The following is a 17,327-nucleotide window of genomic DNA, read 5'->3' as shown; positions in this document are numbered from 1 at the left end:
GCACCGTCCCGCGGCCAGGCCGCTCTCCCGGCGCACCCGACGCCGCGGGGGGCGGCCTGTCCCGTTCCCCGCGGCGTGGCCGCGACGGGCCGGGAGTCGGGGCGGGTCGACACGCTGCGTGCGCCTCCTGTGCGCCCTATGTCGCCGAGGAAGCATCCTTCGATAGTCTGTACTGAACCAGCCCGCCGCATATGCCGTGCCTGGTTCCGACGCGTTCCCGTCCGCGGAAGCCGGACGCCCCGCGTCTCCCCATGTCCCGCAGTCAAGGAGAGTCATCCAGCGATGGCCGGTCCCGCCTTCCGAGCCGCCGCCGTCCGCGTGCGCGTGCCCGCCACCAGCGCCAACCTCGGTCCGGGGTTCGACGCCCTGGGCCTTTCGCTGGGGCTCTACGACGACGTCGTCGTCCGCGTGGCCGACTCCGGACTGCACATCGACATCGCCGGCGAGGGCAGCGAGACCCTGCCGCGCGACGAGCAGCACCTGCTGGTGCGGTCGATGCGCGCCGCGTTCGACGCGCTCGGCGGCCAGCCCAGGGGGCTGGAGATCGTCTGCGCCAACCGGATCCCGCACGGCCGCGGCCTCGGTTCCTCGTCCGCGGCCATCTGCGCGGGCATCGTCGCCGCGCGGGCCGTGACCATAGGCGGTGAGAACCGGCTCGACGACGACGCGCTGCTGGAGCTGGCCACCGAGATCGAGGGCCACCCCGACAACGTCGCCGCCTGCCTGCTCGGCGGATTCACCCTGGCGTGGATGGAGGGCGGGGTGGGCCGCGCCGTGCGCAGCGAGCCCTCCGATTCCATCGTTCCGGTGGTTTTCGTTCCCGGAAAGCCGGTACTGACCGAGACCGCGCGCGGCCTGCTCCCGCGCAACGTCCCCCATGTCGACGCCGCGGCCAACGCCGGCCGTGCCGCGCTGCTCGTCGAGGCCCTCACGCGGCGCCCCGAGCTGCTGATGCCGGCCACCGAGGACCGCCTCCACCAGGAATACCGCGCCCCGGCGATGCCGGAGAGCGCGGCCCTGGTCGAACGGCTGCGGGCCGACGGAATTCCCGCCGTGATCTCGGGCGCGGGCCCCACCGTGCTGGCGCTGGCCTCCGAGGAGACGGCCCAGAAGGTGGAGATGTCCGCAGGTGACGGCTGGGCCGCGAACCGGCTGGACCTGGATCTGTCGGGCGCGAGCGTGCTTCCGCTCGCGGCCGCCGCATGAACGGCCGCTTTCCCGGATAAGCAGTGACCGGGAGCGGGTTTTCAGGCGATTGCCGGATGTGGAGAGGGGGAATGTTTGTGGGATCCGGTAGTGTTAATGTCAAGTCCGCACCCGACCACCCGAGCGTGGCGAGGTGCTTCACGTCCCCGTCCGGGACAGACATTCTTCCGGGAGCCTCCCAAGCCGCACTGTGTTTCGTACGGTACCTAGTACGCGGGTGCCAACCCGTACGCGAATACTGAGCAGCTCGCCGGGCACGCTCCGGAACCGGTGCGACCGAGCCACGTGACACGCAGAAATCTGTGTCGCCGTCGCGGGGAGCGCCACCACATCACCAGTTGTTCCTCCGCCCGACGAGGCGGACCACCGCCCCGGACCGGTCCATCTGATCAGGACCGATTCCGGACAGCACAACCGGTCGCCGAGCCAGACAGGCCGACGCCCGCTCCAGGGAAGGACCCTTCGTGAGCGACACCACCGATCTGATGGGCGCACGTGTCGACGAGACCGCTGCCGCGCCCGCCACGGACGCTTCCACGCCTGCCAGCGGTGCCGGCTCGCGACGGCGTCGCGGTACCGGCCTCGAGGGCATGGTGCTGGCCGAACTGCAGCAGGTCGCCTCGGGCCTCGGCATCAGGGGCACGGCGCGCATGCGCAAGAGCCAGCTGATCGAGGTCATCAAGGAGGCGCAGGCCTCCGGCGGCGCCCCCGCCAAGGCCGCCCCGTCCGCTTCCGACAGCGAGGCCAAGCCCAAGCGGCGCACCACGTCGCGCACCCGTACGGGTGAGGAGTCGGCCGCCGAGAAGGCGCAGATCCCCGGCCAGCCGTCGCCCAAGGCCGAGCAGGCCGCGAAGGCCGAGGCCGAGCAGGAGCCGAAGAGCGACGAGCAGCCGGCCGAGCGCCGCCGCCGTCGCGCCACCGCCGAGGCCGGCAGCCCCGAGACCGTCACCGCCGAGGCCAAGGGCGAGACCCAGGCCGGTGGCAGAAGTGACAGCGGTAAGAGCGACACGCGCGGTGACAAGAGCGACGTGAAGACCGACAACAAGCAGCAGGACGCGGCCGACCGTTCGCAGGGCGAGCGCGGCGACTCCGGTGACGCGGAAGGCCGTTCGGGCCGCAACCGCGAGCGGGACCGAGACCGCAACCGCAACCGCGACCGCGACCGCCGCAAGGGCGACGACCAGCAGGGCGGCGGCCAGGGCGGCCGTCAGAGCCAGCAGGGCGGCGGCCAGAGCCGTGACCGCGACCGCGACCGTCAGCAGCAGGACGACGACGACTTCGAGGGCGGTCGCCGCGGTCGCCGGGGCCGTTACCGCGACCGCCGGGGCCGTCGCGGCCGCGACGAGGTCGCCGAGCCGCAGGTGGCCGAGGACGACGTCCTGATCCCCGTCGCGGGCATCCTCGACATCCTCGACAACTACGCGTTCATCCGGACCTCCGGCTACCTGCCGGGCCCGAACGACGTGTACGTCTCGCTGGCCCAGGTCCGCAAGAACGGCCTGCGCAAGGGCGACCACGTCACCGGCGCGGTCCGGCAACCCAAGGAGGGCGAGCGCCGCGAGAAGTTCAACGCGCTGGTCCGCCTCGACTCCGTCAACGGCATGGCGCCCGAACACGGCCGTGGCCGCCCGGAGTTCAACAAGCTGACGCCGCTGTACCCGCAGGACCGCCTTCGCCTGGAGACCGACCCGGGCGTGCTGACCACGCGGATCATCGACCTCGTGTCGCCGATCGGCAAGGGCCAGCGCGGTCTGATCGTGGCCCCGCCGAAGACCGGCAAGACCATGATCATGCAGGCCGTCGCCAACGCGATCACCCGCAACAACCCCGAGTGCCACCTGATGGTCGTCCTGGTCGACGAGCGTCCGGAAGAGGTCACCGACATGCAGCGGTCGGTGAAGGGCGAGGTCATCTCCTCGACCTTCGACCGCCCCGCCGAGGACCACACCACGGTCGCCGAGCTCGCCATCGAGCGCGCCAAGCGCCTGGTGGAACTGGGTCACGACGTCGTCGTGCTGCTGGACTCCATCACGCGTCTGGGCCGCGCCTACAACCTGGCGGCGCCGGCCTCCGGCCGCATCCTCTCCGGTGGTGTGGACTCCACGGCGCTGTACCCGCCCAAGCGCTTCTTCGGCGCCGCGCGCAACATCGAGGACGGCGGTTCGCTGACCATCCTCGCCACCGCGCTGGTGGACACCGGGTCCCGCATGGACGAGGTGATCTTCGAGGAGTTCAAGGGCACCGGCAACATGGAGCTCAAGCTGGACCGGAAGCTCGCCGACAAGCGGATCTTCCCGGCCGTCGACGTCGACGCCTCCGGCACCCGCAAGGAGGAGATCCTGCTGGGCGCCGAGGAGCTGGCGATCGTCTGGAAGCTGCGGCGCGTGCTGCACGCCCTGGACCAGCAGCAGGCCATCGAGCTGCTGCTGGACAAGATGAAGCAGTCGAAGTCCAACGCCGAGTTCCTGATGATGATCCAGAAGAACACGCCGAACCCCAACGGCGACTGATCCCCGGATCCCACCACGGCGGCGAAGGGCCGTCCCGCGCAGCGCGCGGGACGGCCCTTCGCCGTGTGCGGCGCGAGAGCTTTCCCACAGGGGAGAGCGGCGGGGGAGGACCGGCGTTGCGGGGGAAAATGCTGGTCAGCGCCGGTTTTCTCAGTGCCTTCGGGGGTGCTTCGGTGGCCGTCCGGGCACGGAGCGCAAACGGTCCATGTGCAAACCTTTCGGCTGCCGTCCCAACGGGTACTCCGTGGAACCGAGAGGCCAGAGGAAACAGATGTCAGCCGAGAGCACGCCGCCGTCCGGCATACCGGAGGAGAACCCCGGCACGCCCGGTCAGGAGCGCCCGAAAACGCGCGGGGGCAAGGGACGCCGCCGCAAGCCCCGCACCCCCCGGCAGCGGGCGCTGCGGGCGGCGGCATGGGCCGCGGCCGCGGTCGTGGCCGTCGGCGGCGCGGGCCTCGGTTACGTGTACACCTCGCTCAACGGGAACATCGACAGCGTCGACATCGACCGCATGCTCGGCTCCGCCCGCCCCGCGAACACCGACGACGGGTCGCAGGACATCCTCGTCCTCGGCTCCGACACCCGCTCCGGCGGCAACAAGCGGCTCGGCGGCGGCACGGACGACGGGGCGGCCCGCGCCGACACCGCGATGCTGATCCACGTCCACAAGGGCCGCAAGGCCGCAAGCGTGGTCTCCCTGCCGAGGGACACGCTCGTCGACCGGCCGTCCTGCGTCGACCGGTCGGGCAAGCGGCAGCCGGCCGAGCGGAACGTCATGTTCAACTCGGCGTACTCCACGGGCGGCGCGGCCTGCTCGGTCAAGACGGTGGAGTCGCTGAGCGGGATCCGGGTCGACCACTTCCTCGAGGTCGACTTCACCGGCTTCCGGCGGATGGTCGACGCGCTGGGCGGCGTGAAGGTCACCACCACCGAGAGCATCTCCGACCCGGAGAGCCACCTGAGACTCGAGGCCGGCACGCACCGGCTGTCCGGGACGCAGGCGCTGGGCCTGGTGCGCACGCGCCACGGCGTGGGCGACGGCTCCGACCTCGGACGGATCCAGCTGCAGCAGGCGTTCGTGAAGGCGCTGGCGCGGCAGGTCGAGGAGGTGGGCGTGCTGTCCCACCCGAAGCGGCTGTACGACCTCGCCGACACCGCGACGAAGTCGGTGACGACCGACGCCGGGCTGGGATCGGTCACCGCGCTGGCCTCGTTCGCGAGCGGGCTCAAGGAGATCTCGCCGTCGAAGATGACCATGACGACGCTGCCGGTCGCCTACGACCCGGCGAACCCCAACCGGGTGCTGCTGGACGAGGACAAGGCGAAGCTGGTCTGGGCGGCCCTGCGGGCCGACAAGGCGATACCCGCGAAGGCGAAGGGGTCCGCCGCCGGACACGCCGACGCCGTGGTCGGCAGCCCCTCCCGCACCGCCGCCTCCCGCGTCGCCTCCTGACCCCGGGGCACGCCGCGCCCCGGCGCCGCCCCGCGGAATAGAACGCCGCCGCCCCCGGTTTTGGGGGATGCGGCCAGTGCTGGCAAACTGGTACGTCGGCCCCGGTTCACGCTCCCGCATCCCGCGGCGGCGACCCGGCGCCCTCCCGGAACCTAGGAGACACCTTGAAGCGCGACATCCACCCCGAGTACGTCGAGACGCAGGTCAGCTGCACCTGTGGCGCGTCGTTCACGACTCGCAGCACCATCTCCTCCGGCGCCATCCGTGCCGAGGTCTGCTCCGAGTGCCACCCGTTCTACACGGGCAAGCAGAAGATCCTCGACACCGGTGGCCGTGTGGCCCGCTTCGAGGCCCGCTTCGGCAAGGCGGCTGCCGGCTCGAAGAAGTAGCGAGCCACCGCGCCGGTCCACGGCCGCCCCGCGCAGGGCGGCCGGGACCGGCGTTTTTGGTCGTCCGCCTTCACCGCAGCCAAGCACCCTTCCAGGAGCCAGGAGCCCCACCATGTTCGAGGCCGTCGAGGAACTCGTCGGTGAGCACGCCGATCTCGAGAAGAAGCTCGCCGATCCGTCGGTCCACGCCGACCAGGCCAACGCGCGCAGGCTGAACAAGCGCTACGCCGAGCTGACGCCGATCGTCGCCACCTACCGCGCCTGGAAGCAGACCGGGGACGACATCGAGGCGGCCAAGGAACTGGCGGCCGACGACCCGGACTTCGCCGCCGAGGTCAAGGAGCTGGAGAAGCTCCGCGACGAGCTCACCGAGAAGCTCCGGCTGCTGCTGGTCCCGCGGGACCCCAGCGACGACAAGGACGTCATCCTCGAGATCAAGGCCGGCGCCGGCGGCGACGAGTCCGCGCTGTTCGCGGGCGACCTGCTGCGCATGTACCTGCGGTACGCCGAGCGCGTGGGCTGGAAGACCGAGATCATCGACGCCACCGAGTCCGAGCTGGGCGGCTACAAGGACGTCCAGGTCGCGGTGAAGACCAAGGGCGGCAACGGGGCGACCGAGCCCGGCCAGGGCGTCTGGGCCCGGCTGAAGTACGAGGGCGGCGTGCACCGCGTGCAGCGCGTGCCGGCCACCGAGTCGCAGGGCCGCATCCACACCTCCGCCGCGGGCGTGCTGGTCACGCCGGAGGCCGAGGAGGTGGACGTCGAGATCAACCCGAACGACCTGCGGATCGACGTCTACCGGTCCTCCGGGCCCGGCGGGCAGTCCGTCAACACCACCGACTCCGCGGTGCGCATCACGCACCTGCCCACCGGTGTGGTTGCCTCCTGCCAGAACGAGAAGAGCCAGCTGCAGAACAAGGAGCAGGCACTGCGTATCCTGCGCTCCAGGCTTCTCGCCGCCGCGCAGGAGGAGGCGGAGCGGGAGGCCGCGGACGCGCGCCGCAGCCAGGTCCGCACGGTCGACCGGTCCGAGAAGATCCGCACGTACAACTTCCCGGAGAACCGGATCTCCGACCACCGGGTCGGCTTCAAGGCCTACAACCTCGACCAGGTCCTCGACGGCGACCTGGACGCGGTCATCCAGGCCTGCGTCGACGCGGACTCGGCCGCCAAGCTCGCCGCCGCCTGACGCCCGGCGCCCACCGCGCGACGCACGACACCGGAGGACCAGCGTGCCGCAGAACCAGAGCCCGCGCAGCGTGCTGCTCGCCGAGGTGGCCCAGGCCACCCAGCGGCTGGCGGACGCCGGCGTGCCCTCGCCGCGCAACGACGCGGAGGAGCTCGCCGCGTTCGTGCACGGCGTGAAGCGGGGCCAGCTGCACACCGTCGGGGACTCCGACTTCGACGCCCGGTACTGGGAGGTCGTCGCCCGCCGGGAGGCCCGCGAGCCGCTGCAGCACATCACCGGCCGCGCCTTCTTCCGGTACCTGGAGCTCCAGGTCGGCCCCGGGGTGTTCGTGCCCCGGCCGGAGACCGAGTCCGTGGTGGGCTGGGCGATAGACGCGGTGCGGGCCATGGACGTCGCCGAGCCGCGGATCGTCGACCTGTGCACCGGCTCCGGCGCGATCGCCCTCGCCATGGCGCAGGAGGTGCCGCGGTCCTCCGTGCACGCCGTGGAGCTCTCCGAGGAGGCCCTGGTGTGGGCCCGCAAGAACATGGAGGGGTCCAGGGTCGACCTGCGCCACGGCGACGCGCTGACGGCCTTCCCGGACCTCGACGGCCAGGTCGACCTGGTCATCACCAACCCGCCGTACATCCCGCTCACCGAGTGGGAGTACGTGGCCCCCGAGGCGCGCGACCACGACCCCGACATGGCGCTGTTCTCCGGTCAGGACGGCCTCGACCTGATCCGCGGCCTGGAGCGCACCGCGCACCGGCTGCTGCGGCCGGGCGGCGTCGTGGTCGTCGAGCACGCCGACACCCAGGGCGGCCAGGTCCCCTGGATCTTCGCCGAGGAGCGGGGCTGGGCCGACGCCGCGGACCACCCCGACCTCAACAACCGGCCGCGGTTCGCCACGGCCCGTAAGGCGACGCCGTGAGCGTGCGCCCCACCGAACCCCTCACCACCGAACGACTCTTCCCCCTGCACGATCCGCACGAGGAGGCCAGCTGACATGGCACGGCGATACGACACCAACGACGCGACCGACCGCGTGACCGGTCTGCGCGAAGCCGCGTCCGCCGTCCGCCGTGGCGAACTGGTCGTCCTGCCGACGGACACCGTGTACGGCATCGGCGCGGACGCCTTCTCCTCGGAGGCCGTCGGCGACCTGCTGGAGGCCAAGGGGCGCGGCCGCAACATGCCCTCCCCGGTGCTGATCGGCTCGCCCAACACCCTGCACGGGCTGGTCACCGACTTCTCCGAGACGGCCTGGGAGCTCGTCGACGCCTTCTGGCCCGGCGCGCTCACCCTGGTCGCCCGCCACCAGCCCTCGCTCGCCTGGGACCTCGGCGACACCCGCGGCACCGTCGCGGTGCGCATGCCGCTGCACCCGGTCGCCATCGAGCTGCTCACCGAGGTCGGCCCGATGGCCGTCTCCTCCGCCAACCTCACCGGCCACCCCTCGCCGGAGAACTGCGACACCGCGCAGGAGATGCTCGGCGACTCCGTCTCCGTCTACCTCGACGGCGGTCCGACGCCGGGCAACGTGCCCTCGTCGATCGTCGACGTCACCGGGGAGGTGCCGGTGCTGCTGCGCGCGGGCGCCCTCACCGCCGAGGAGCTGCGCAAGGTGGTACCCGACCTCGAGGTGGCGAATTGACCCCCGCCCCTGACGCGGGGCTTGGCATACGAGAGGGAGACGGCGGGGAGACCGGCTTCCGGATCCTCCACGTCAGCACCGGAAACGTGTGCCGCTCGCCGATCACCGAGCGGCTGACCCGGCACGCCCTCGCGCAGCGGCTCGGCGACCCCACCTGGGGCGGACTCGTGGTCGAGTCCGCCGGCACGTGGGGCCACGAGGGCGCGCCCATGGAGGAGAACGCGGTCGCCGTGCTCGACGAGTACGGGGCGGACGCCTCCGGCTTCACCGGGCGGGAGCTGCGGGACGAGCACGTCATCCGGGCCGACCTGGTGCTCACCGCCACCCGGGACCACCGCGCCCACGTCATCTCCATGGGGCACTCCGCCGGGCTGCGGACCTTCACGCTGAAGGAGTTCACCCGGCTGGTGAAGGCGATCGACCCGGCGACCCTGCCTCCCCTCGAGGACGGGGTGTGCGCGCGGGCCCGTGCGCTGGTGCGGGCCGCGGCGGCGCTCCGCGGGTGGCTGCTGGCCCCCACGCCCGAGGCGGACGAGGTGTACGACCCGTACGGGGCGCCGCTGCCGTTCTTCCGTTCCGTCGGGGACGAGATACACGGGGCGCTCGACCCGGTCGTGACGGCGCTGACCGGCGTCCCCGGCTGAGACCCCGTCCCCGGCTGAGAGCCCGCGGCCGGAGGTCTCCGCCCGCTGCCCGGCGACCGGCGGGCCCCCGGCGGGGGGACAGCGGGCGGCGCCGCCCCCCTCGGCCTACGCTGGAGCTGTCGTCGGGCGGACGAGGAGGTTCCGGATGGGAACCGTGGTCGGCGCAGGGCAGGGCCTGCGCGCGCAGGACCCCGAGGTCGCGGGGATCCTCGATGCGGAGACGGCGCGGCGGCACACCACCGTGCAGCTGATCGCCGCGGAGAACTACACCTCGCCCGCCGTGCTGGAGGCGCTCGCGTCACCGCTGGCGGACAAGTACGCCGAGGGGTACCCCGGGAACCGCTTCCACGGCGGCTGCGCCTACGCCGACCTCGCCGAGCGGACCGCCGTCGAGCGCGCCGCCGCGCTGTTCGGGGCCGCCCACGTGAACGTCCAGCCGTACTCCGGCTCGGCCGCCGTGCTGGCCGCCTACGCCGCCCTGCTGCGCCCCGGGGACCCGGTGCTGGCGCTGGGGCTGGCGTTCGGCGGACACCTCACCCACGGGTCGCCCGCGAACTTCTCCGGCCGCTGGTTCCGCTTCACCGGCTACGGGGTGGACGCCGAGTCGGGGCTGCTGGACTACGAGCAGGTCAGGGCGCTGGCCCGGACCACCAGGCCGAAGGCCGTGGTGTGCGGGTCGATCGCGTACCCGCGGCACATCGACTACGCGGCGTTCCGGGAGATCGCCGACGAGGTCGGCGCCTACCTGGTCGTCGACGCAGCGCACCCCATCGGGCTGGTGGCCGGCGGCGCGGCGCCCAGCCCCGTGCCGTACGCCGACATCGTGTGCGCCACCACGCACAAGGTGCTCCGCGGACCCCGCGGCGGGATGCTGCTGTGCACCGAGGAGCTGGCGGAACGGGTGGACCGCGCGGTGTTCCCGTTCACCCAGGGCGGGGCGCCGATGAACGTGATCGCCGCCAAGGCGGTGGCGTTCGGGGAGGCGGCGACGCCCGCGTACGCCGCGTACGCCCACCGCACGGTGGCCAACGCCCGGGCCCTGGCGGAGGGGCTGGCCGCCGAGGGGCTGCACGTCAGCACCGGCGGCACCGACACCCATCTGATCACCGCCGACCCGGCCCCGATCGGCGGTCTCGACGGGCGGGCGGCGCGGGACCTGCTGGGCGTGGCCGGCATGGTCCTCGACACATCGGCACTGCCGCACGACAGCCGGGGTATCCGCCTGGGAACGGCCGCCGTGACGACCCTCGGGATGGGGGAGGCGGAGGCGCGGACCATCGCGTCCCTGGTCGGACGGGCCCTGCGCGGGGACGTCGACGGAGCGCGCGCCGGGGCACGCGAACTGGCCGAGGCCTTCCCGCCGCCCTACCCGCGGACCCTCGCGTGAAACCGTCGCGGCCACCCGGAAGTCATCACCTGTAGCCGTCCCTCGCTAGGGTGTGGGTCGGAGTTGGCCAGCGAGATCTGTGGGGAAGCCCGTGCGTGAATACCTGCTGACGCTCTGCATCACGGCCGCGGTGACGTACCTCCTGACGGGTCCGGTGCGGAAGTTCGCGATCGTGGCGGGAGCCATGCCCCAGGTGCGGGCGCGTGACGTCCACCGCGAACCCACCCCGCGGCTCGGCGGCATCGCGATGTTCTTCGGGCTCTGCGCGGGCCTGCTGGTCGCCTCGCACCTCACCAACCTCGGCCAGGTCTTCGAGCGGTCCAACGAGCCGCGCGCGCTGCTCTCCGGGGCCGCGCTGATCTGGATCATCGGCGTGCTGGACGACAAGTTCGAGCTGGACGCGCTGATCAAGCTGGGCGCGCAGATGATCGCCGCCGGTGTGATGGTGATGCAGGGCCTGACCATCCTGTGGTTGCCGGTGCCGGGCGTCGGCCTGGTGGCGGTCACCCCGTGGCAGGGCACGCTGCTCACCGTGGCGCTGGTGGTGATCACCATCAACGCGGTGAACTTCGTCGACGGCCTTGACGGCTTGGCCTCCGGCATGGTGGCCATCGCCTCGCTGGCGTTCTTCCTGTACGGCTACCGCATCTGGTACGGCTACGGCATCGAGGCGGCCGCCCCGGCCACCCTGTTCGCGGCCATCCTCATCGGCATGTGCCTGGGCTTCCTGCCGCACAACATGCATCCGGCGCGGATCTTCATGGGCGACTCCGGCTCGATGCTGATCGGCCTCATCCTGGCCGCCGGCGCCATCTCCATCACCGGCCAGATCGACCCGGACGCCCTGAAGCTGTTCGCCGGGTCCGAGCGCAGCGCGGTGCACGCGACCGTGCCGGTCTACATCCCGCTGCTGCTGCCGCTGACGATCATCGCGATCCCCGCCGCCGACCTGGTGCTGGCCATCGTGCGGCGGACCTGGCGCGGGCAGTCGCCGTTCGCCGCGGACCGCGGGCACCTGCACCACCGGCTCCTGGAGATCGGCCACTCGCACAGCCGGGCCGTGCTGATCATGTACTTCTGGTGCGGGTTGATCGCCTTCGGCGCCCTGTCGTACTCGGTGACGGCGGCCTCGATGCTGATCGTGCTGAGCGTGGCGCTGCTGAGCGCGCTCGGCCTGGTGCTGCTGCTGATGCCGCGGTTCACCCCGCGCGCCCCGCGCTGGGCCGAGCGGATGCTGCCGCCCCGCTACCGCCGCCCCCGCCCGGAGGACACTGAAAACCCTGAGGACCCTGAGGACCCTGAGGACCCTGAGGACCCTGAGGGCTCGCGCGGCCCCGGGGGCCGGGAGGACGGCGCGGAGAGCGGTGGGAGCGCCGTGGGCGCCCCGGAGGGCGCGGAGGGCCTCGCGGGGGACCAGGAGGCCACCCGCGTCACGGCGGGGGCCCACGGGGCCGGCAGCGGCGCCGAGGACCCCGCGCGGCAGGAGGGGGAACGCGAGCCGGTCGGCGTGGGCGCCACCCGGGTCGCCAACGGTTCCTCGGCCGTGGGCCACCGGTCCCGGTTCCGCCGCCCCGGCACCTCCGCCCGCTAGCGTTCCCGGCTCGTCCGCCGGCCAGGGCCAAGGTAAGAATCCGACTAGAGCTTGACCCGCCCGAGGGCTGCTCTTGGGAAGCCCTTGGGAGGGCAAACCGCACCTATACCAGGCATTCGGTGCGCCGAATCGTTCCTGGCGCGCCGCTTAGCCCTCTCGTGTGACAGTAGGCACACAAGGTAGGTAAAGACCTCATCAAATAGTTTGTGATAGCGTTCACGAGTAGCCCGGAACGGAGCCGGACGAGCGAGCGCGACAGCCCCCCGAAAGTCTTTCGAAGGCCAAGTGCGACGGCGTCCCGCCCCGAGGTTGTCTCTCGCACCACGGGTCTACGCTCGTCCATGACGACACCCTGCCCCCCTCAGTAAGCGGAGTTGCCGCCATGCCGTCCAACGACGTTCGGATGCTCATCCACACCGCGGTGCCCACCGCCGCCGTCGGCGCGATCGCCGCGGTGGTCAGCGGTGTGTTCGCCGGCGGCAAGGGTGCTCTCGGCGCCGTCGTCGGAACGCTGGTCGTGCTCTTCTTCATGGGCATCGGGCTCTACGTACTGCAGCGCGTCGCGAGGTCGCTTCCGCACCTGTTCCAGGCCATGGGTCTGATGCTCTACACGGCGCAGATCCTGCTGATGTTCTTCTTCGTGGCCGTGTTCCGTGACACGTCGCTGTTCCACCCCAAGACCTTCGCGATCTCGCTGGTCGTCGGCACCATCGTCTGGGTCGCCGCGCAGGCCCGTGCGCACATGAAGGCCAAGATCCTGTACGTCGAACCCGAGTCGACCGAGAACGAGAAGACGCAGAAGACGGGGCGCTCGTCGTGAGGAACGGGGCCGGGGAAAGCACACCTGAGCGTTCCTGCTATCGTCCGTTGCCGACTGCGGCATCGCGGGCGCGGGCATCCGAGCTGACGCCTGCTCGAACGCGAGGCTTGATGCCCCCCAGCCGCCCCCACATCCGTAAGACCAGTCCCGTGCCGAACCGCGGCCTCGTGCCGCGCCGACACAACGAGGTTGCCGTACCTATGCGCCACGCTGAAGGAGCCCGCGGTGAGTGCTGATCCGACGCAGGTGCTCGCCTTCGAGACCGACTGCCACATCTTCGATGGCTGTGGCTTCCCGGCTCCGGGCCTGCACTCGTTCCTGTTCGAGCCCCTGTGGGGCGACGCGGACAGCAACCTGTACTTCAACAAGCCGATGCTGCTGGCCCTGCTGGGCTCGCTCATCGTTGTCGGCTTCTTCTGGGCCGCCTTCCGCAAGCCGAAGATGGTCCCCGGCAAGCTGCAGATGGTCGCCGAGTTCGGCTACGACTTCATCCGCCGCGGCGTGGTCTACGAGACCCTCGGGCGCAAGGAGGGCGAGAAGTACGTCCCCCTGGTCGTCTCGATGTTCTTCTTCGTCTGGATGATGAACCTCTGGTCGATCATCCCGCTCGCCCAGTTCCCGGTGACGTCGATCATCGCCTACCCGGCGATCCTCGCGGCCATCGTCTACGTCCTGTGGGTGAGCCTGACCTTCAAGCGCCACGGCTTCGTCGGCGGCTGGAAGAACATCACCGGCTACAACAAGGACCTGGGCCCGGTTCTGCCGCTGGCCATGCTGATCGAGTTCTTCTCGAACCTGCTGGTCCGCCCCTTCACCCACGCGGTGCGACTGTTCGCGAACATGTTCGCGGGCCACACGCTTCTGGTGCTCTTCACGATCGCCAGCTGGTACCTGCTGAACGGCATCGGCATCGCCTACGCCGGCGTCAGCTTCATCATGGTCATCGTGATGACGGTCTTCGAGCTGTTCATCCAGGCCCTGCAGGCGTACGTCTTCGTGCTGCTGACCTGCACCTTCATCCAGGGCGCGCTCGCAGAGCACCACTGAGTCATCGCCCGTAGACCCGACCCCCAGTCGTCCGGTGGCCAACCCCCACCGGTCCGTTGAGAAAAGGAAGAACTGGCATGTCCACTCTTGCCGCAGTTACCGGTTCTGTCGCCTCCATCGGCTACGGCCTCGCCGCCATCGGCCCCGGCATCGGCGTCGGCATCATCTTCGGTAACGGCACCCAGGCGCTGGCCCGCCAGCCCGAGGCCGCCGGCCTGATCCGTGCCAACCAGATCCTCGGCTTCGCCTTCTGTGAGGCGCTCGCCCTCATCGGTCTGGTCATGCCGTTCGTCTACGGCCCGTGATCTGACTCTCACGACCAGCCCACTAGACGAAAGGCATTGACATGAGCCAGCTGCTCACGATCGCGGCCGAGGAGGTCCAGAACCCCCTCGTCCCGCCGATCCCCGAGCTCGTCATCGGCCTGATCGCCTTCGTCATCGTCTTCGGCGTCTTCGCCTGGAAGCTCCTCCCGAACATCAACAAGGTTCTGGAAGAGCGCCGCGAGGCCATCGAGGGCGGTATCGAGAAGGCCGAGGCCGCCCAGACCGAGGCCCAGAGCGTGCTCGAGCAGTACAAGGCTCAGCTCGCCGAGGCCCGTCACGAGGCCGCGCGCCTGCGCCAGGAGGCGCAGGAGCAGGGTGCCGCGCTCATCGCCGAGATGCGTGCGGAGGGCCAGCGCCAGCGCGAGGACATCATCGCCGCCGGTCACGCGCAGATCGAGGCCGACCGCAAGGCCGCCGCTTCCGCGCTGCGTCAGGACGTGGGCAAGCTCGCCACCGACCTGGCCGGCAAGCTCGTCGGCGAGTCCCTGGAGGACCACGCCCGTCAGAGCCGTGTCATCGACCGCTTCCTCGGCGAGCTCGAGGAGAAGGCCGAGGCCGCGCGATGAACGGAGCGAGCCGCGAGGCCCTGGTGGCCGCCCGTGAGCGACTCGACGCGCTGACGGACTCCACGTCCGTCGACGCGGCGCAGCTCGCCGACGAGCTTGCCGCCGTCACCGCGCTGCTCGACCGCGAGGTGTCGCTGCGTCGGGTCCTCACCGACCCGGCGCAGTCCGGAGAGGCCAAGGCCGACCTGGTCCAGCGCCTGCTGGGCAGCCAGATCGGCGGTCCGGCCACCGACCTGGTGTCGGGCATGGTCCGGTCCCGCTGGTCCGCCCCGCGCCACCTGGTGGACGCGGTGGAGGAGCTCGCGAACCTCGCCGACCTCACGGCCGCGCAGAAGGCCGGCGCCCTGGACGGCGTCGAGGACGAGCTGTTCCGGTTCGGCCGGATCGTCGCCTCGAACCAGCCCCTGCGCGCCGCGCTGACCGACCGGTCCGCGAGTGCCGAGGCCAAGAGCGGTCTGCTGCGCAGGCTGCTCGGCGGCCGGGCGCACAGCGTCACCGAGCGCCTGGTGATCCGTCTGGTGTCCGCGCCGCGTGGACGTAGCCTGGAGTCGGGACTCGAGTCCCTCGCCAAGCTCGCCGCCGGCCGCCGCAACCGGATGGTCGCCGTGGTCACCTCCGCGGTGCCGCTGAGCGAGATCCAGAAGCAGCGCCTGAGCGCCGCCCTGGTGAGGCTCTACGGCCGCGAGATGCACCTCAACCTCGACGTGGACCCCGCGGTCCTCGGCGGGATCCGGGTGCAGGTCGGCGACGAGGTCATCAACGGCTCCGTCGTGGACCGCCTCGAGGAAGCCAACCGGCGCCTCGCGGGCTGACCGAGCCTGACGGCAACCACTCAAGAACACCGCAAGCAGTACGTTTTTACGGCCCTGGTTGGGCCGTGCAGAGGATGCAAAGTTTCTGGGGGAGCCCCCCAGATTCCCCCAAGAAACTTCGGGCCCAACAAGGAGAGCAGGGAACCCAGATGGCGGAGCTCACGATCCGGCCGGAGGAGATCCGGGACGCGCTGGAGAACTTTGTCCAGTCGTACAAGCCGGACGCGGCCTCGCGCGAGGAGGTCGGTACGGTCACCCTTGCCGGCGACGGCATCGCGAAGGTCGAGGGTCTTCCCTCGGCCATGGCCAACGAACTGCTGAAGTTCGAGGACGGCACCCTCGGCCTCGCCCTCAACCTCGAGGAGCGCGAGATCGGTGCCATCGTCCTCGGCGAGTTCAACGGCATCGAGGAGGGCCAGCCGGTGCGCCGCACCGGTGAGGTGCTCTCGGTCGCCGTGGGCGAGGGCTACCTCGGCCGCGTGGTCGACCCCCTCGGCAACCCCATCGACGGCCTCGGCGAGATCGAGACCGAGGGCCGCCGCGCCCTCGAGCTGCAGGCCCCCACGGTCATGCAGCGCAAGTCGGTGCACGAGCCGATGGAGACCGGCTACAAGGCCGTCGACGCGATGACCCCCGTCGGCCGTGGTCAGCGTCAGCTGATCATCGGTGACCGCCAGACCGGCAAGACCGCCCTGGCCGTCGACACCATCATCAACCAGAAGGCCAACTGGAAGACGGGCGACCCGTCGAAGCAGGTCCGCTGCATCTACGTCGCCATCGGCCAGAAGGGCTCCACCATCGCGTCGGTCCGCCGCGCGCTGGAGGAGAACGGCGCTCTGGAGTACACGACCATCGTCGCCGCCCCGGCGTCCGACCCGGCCGGCTTCAAGTACCTGGCGCCGTACACCGGTTCGGCCATCGGCCAGCACTGGATGTACCAGGGCAAGCACGTCCTGATCATCTTCGACGACCTGTCGAAGCAGGCCGACGCCTACCGCGCCGTGTCCCTGCTGCTGCGTCGTCCGCCGGGCCGCGAGGCCTACCCGGGTGACGTCTTCTACCTGCACTCGCGTCTGCTGGAGCGCTGCGCCAAGCTCTCCGACGACATGGGCGCCGGTTCGATGACCGGTCTGCCGATCGTCGAGACCAAGGCCAACGACGTCTCGGCGTTCATCCCGACCAACGTCATCTCCATCACCGACGGCCAGTGCTTCCTGGAGTCGGACCTGTTCAACGCCGGTCAGCGCCCCGCGCTGAACGTCGGTATCTCCGTCTCCCGAGTCGGTGGTTCCGCGCAGCACAAGGCGATGAAGCAGGTCTCCGGCCGTCTGCGTGTCGACCTGGCCCAGTTCCGTGAGCTGGAGGCGTTCGCCGCCTTCGGTTCCGACCTGGACGCCGCGTCGAAGGCGCAGCTGGAGCGCGGTCAGCGCATGGTCGAGCTGCTCAAGCAGGCTCAGTACCAGCCGATGGCCACCGAGGAGCAGGTCGTCTCCGTCTGGGCCGGCACCACCGGCAAGATGGACGACGTCCCGGTCCAGGACATCCGCCGCTTCGAGTCGGAGCTGCTGGCCCACCTGCGCCAGAACGAGTCGGGCCTGCTCCTCTCGATCCGTGAGGGCGGCAAGATGTCGGACGACACCCTGCAGTCCGTCGCCGACGCCATCGCCGCGTTCAAGAAGACGTTCACGACGTCGGACGGCAAGCTGCTCGGCGAGGACGCTCCGGTTTCCGTCTCCAAGTGACGTAAGGAAGGG

General features: G+C 71.0%; 16 protein-coding genes. All 16 read left to right on the top strand.

The window, feature by feature from the left end:
* Positions 1 to 282: 282 nt before the first annotated feature.
* The 16 genes from thrB (at position 283) to atpA (ending at position 17,315) form a co-directional block, all read left to right on the top strand.
* Positions 283 to 1,206, top strand: coding sequence for a homoserine kinase (gene thrB / locus ABZ836_RS10890; protein ID WP_356130597.1), 924 nt, complete (start codon positions 283 to 285; stop codon positions 1,204 to 1,206).
* Between the two features lie 464 nt (positions 1,207 to 1,670).
* On the top strand, positions 1,671 to 3,716 hold the full coding sequence (gene rho / locus ABZ836_RS10885) for a transcription termination factor Rho (protein WP_361141257.1): 2,046 nt from the start codon (positions 1,671 to 1,673) through the stop codon (positions 3,714 to 3,716).
* Positions 3,717 to 3,987: 271 nt separating this feature from the next.
* Positions 3,988 to 5,169: an LCP family protein gene (locus ABZ836_RS10880; protein WP_356130601.1), complete on the top strand. Its 1,182-nt coding sequence runs from the start codon at positions 3,988 to 3,990 to the stop codon at positions 5,167 to 5,169.
* Positions 5,170 to 5,333: 164 nt separating this feature from the next.
* A complete protein-coding gene (rpmE, locus tag ABZ836_RS10875) occupies positions 5,334 to 5,558 on the top strand; it encodes a 50S ribosomal protein L31 (RefSeq protein ID WP_166021190.1) in 225 nt (74 codons plus the stop codon).
* A gap of 112 nt (positions 5,559 to 5,670) precedes the next feature.
* The gene (prfA, locus tag ABZ836_RS10870; RefSeq protein WP_356130603.1) at positions 5,671 to 6,747 is read left to right on the top strand and encodes a peptide chain release factor 1; all 1,077 of its coding nucleotides are present in this window, start codon (positions 5,671 to 5,673) and stop codon (positions 6,745 to 6,747) included.
* Between the two features lie 70 nt (positions 6,748 to 6,817).
* Positions 6,818 to 7,657 (top strand): peptide chain release factor N(5)-glutamine methyltransferase, encoded by an 840-nt coding sequence (gene prmC / locus ABZ836_RS10865; RefSeq protein ID WP_356130726.1) that lies wholly within the window; start codon positions 6,818 to 6,820, stop codon positions 7,655 to 7,657.
* 75 nt (positions 7,658 to 7,732) lie between these two features.
* Positions 7,733 to 8,380: an L-threonylcarbamoyladenylate synthase gene (locus tag ABZ836_RS10860; RefSeq protein ID WP_361141254.1), complete on the top strand. Its 648-nt coding sequence runs from the start codon at positions 7,733 to 7,735 to the stop codon at positions 8,378 to 8,380.
* Positions 8,377 to 9,024: a protein-tyrosine-phosphatase gene (locus tag ABZ836_RS10855; protein ID WP_356130607.1), complete on the top strand. Its 648-nt coding sequence runs from the start codon at positions 8,377 to 8,379 to the stop codon at positions 9,022 to 9,024. Before ABZ836_RS10860 ends, ABZ836_RS10855 begins: the two co-directional genes overlap by 4 nt.
* A gap of 145 nt (positions 9,025 to 9,169) precedes the next feature.
* A complete protein-coding gene (glyA, locus tag ABZ836_RS10850; RefSeq protein ID WP_361141252.1) occupies positions 9,170 to 10,411 on the top strand; it encodes a serine hydroxymethyltransferase in 1,242 nt (413 codons plus the stop codon).
* 91 nt (positions 10,412 to 10,502) lie between these two features.
* Positions 10,503 to 12,002, top strand: a complete 1,500-nt coding sequence (locus ABZ836_RS10845; protein WP_361141250.1) for an MraY family glycosyltransferase — start codon at positions 10,503 to 10,505, stop codon at positions 12,000 to 12,002.
* Between the two features lie 382 nt (positions 12,003 to 12,384).
* Positions 12,385 to 12,822 (top strand): hypothetical protein, encoded by a 438-nt coding sequence (locus ABZ836_RS10840; RefSeq protein WP_356130613.1) that lies wholly within the window; start codon positions 12,385 to 12,387, stop codon positions 12,820 to 12,822.
* A gap of 225 nt (positions 12,823 to 13,047) precedes the next feature.
* Positions 13,048 to 13,869 (top strand): F0F1 ATP synthase subunit A, encoded by an 822-nt coding sequence (atpB, locus tag ABZ836_RS10835; protein ID WP_356130615.1) that lies wholly within the window; start codon positions 13,048 to 13,050, stop codon positions 13,867 to 13,869.
* 77 nt (positions 13,870 to 13,946) lie between these two features.
* Complete coding sequence (atpE, locus tag ABZ836_RS10830) at positions 13,947 to 14,174, top strand: ATP synthase F0 subunit C (protein WP_356130617.1); 228 nt, start codon at positions 13,947 to 13,949, stop codon at positions 14,172 to 14,174.
* Positions 14,175 to 14,215: 41 nt separating this feature from the next.
* Positions 14,216 to 14,761: a F0F1 ATP synthase subunit B gene (locus ABZ836_RS10825; RefSeq protein WP_356130619.1), complete on the top strand. Its 546-nt coding sequence runs from the start codon at positions 14,216 to 14,218 to the stop codon at positions 14,759 to 14,761.
* A complete protein-coding gene (locus ABZ836_RS10820) occupies positions 14,758 to 15,573 on the top strand; it encodes a F0F1 ATP synthase subunit delta (RefSeq protein ID WP_356130621.1) in 816 nt (271 codons plus the stop codon). Before ABZ836_RS10825 ends, ABZ836_RS10820 begins: the two co-directional genes overlap by 4 nt.
* 149 nt (positions 15,574 to 15,722) lie before the next feature.
* On the top strand, positions 15,723 to 17,315 hold the full coding sequence (gene atpA, locus ABZ836_RS10815) for a F0F1 ATP synthase subunit alpha (RefSeq protein WP_356130623.1): 1,593 nt from the start codon (positions 15,723 to 15,725) through the stop codon (positions 17,313 to 17,315).
* Positions 17,316 to 17,327: the final 12 nt, after the last annotated feature.

This window comes from Streptomyces sp. NPDC047130, from assembly GCF_040643475.1.
GTDB lineage: Bacteria > Actinomycetota > Actinomycetes > Streptomycetales > Streptomycetaceae > Streptomyces.
The sequence above is the reverse complement of the archived record's forward strand: the minus strand, read 5'-3'. Positions and strand labels throughout refer to the sequence as shown.

What these genes read in the sequence shown, in the direction of transcription:
- ABZ836_RS10825 (WP_356130619.1), top strand. Translation starts at nt 14,216, where the DNA reads ATGAGCCAGCTGCTCACGATCGCGGCCGAGGAGGTCCAGAACCCCCTC.
- ABZ836_RS10820 (WP_356130621.1), top strand. Translation starts at nt 14,758, where the DNA reads ATGAACGGAGCGAGCCGCGAGGCCCTGGTGGCCGCCCGTGAGCGACTC.
- ABZ836_RS10880 (WP_356130601.1), top strand. Translation starts at nt 3,988, where the DNA reads ATGTCAGCCGAGAGCACGCCGCCGTCCGGCATACCGGAGGAGAACCCC.
- glyA (WP_361141252.1), top strand. Translation starts at nt 9,170, where the DNA reads ATGGGAACCGTGGTCGGCGCAGGGCAGGGCCTGCGCGCGCAGGACCCC.
- ABZ836_RS10860 (WP_361141254.1), top strand. Translation starts at nt 7,733, where the DNA reads ATGGCACGGCGATACGACACCAACGACGCGACCGACCGCGTGACCGGT.
- thrB (WP_356130597.1), top strand. Translation starts at nt 283, where the DNA reads ATGGCCGGTCCCGCCTTCCGAGCCGCCGCCGTCCGCGTGCGCGTGCCC.
- atpE (WP_356130617.1), top strand. Translation starts at nt 13,947, where the DNA reads ATGTCCACTCTTGCCGCAGTTACCGGTTCTGTCGCCTCCATCGGCTAC.
- ABZ836_RS10840 (WP_356130613.1), top strand. Translation starts at nt 12,385, where the DNA reads ATGCCGTCCAACGACGTTCGGATGCTCATCCACACCGCGGTGCCCACC.
- prfA (WP_356130603.1), top strand. Translation starts at nt 5,671, where the DNA reads ATGTTCGAGGCCGTCGAGGAACTCGTCGGTGAGCACGCCGATCTCGAG.
- atpA (WP_356130623.1), top strand. Translation starts at nt 15,723, where the DNA reads ATGGCGGAGCTCACGATCCGGCCGGAGGAGATCCGGGACGCGCTGGAG.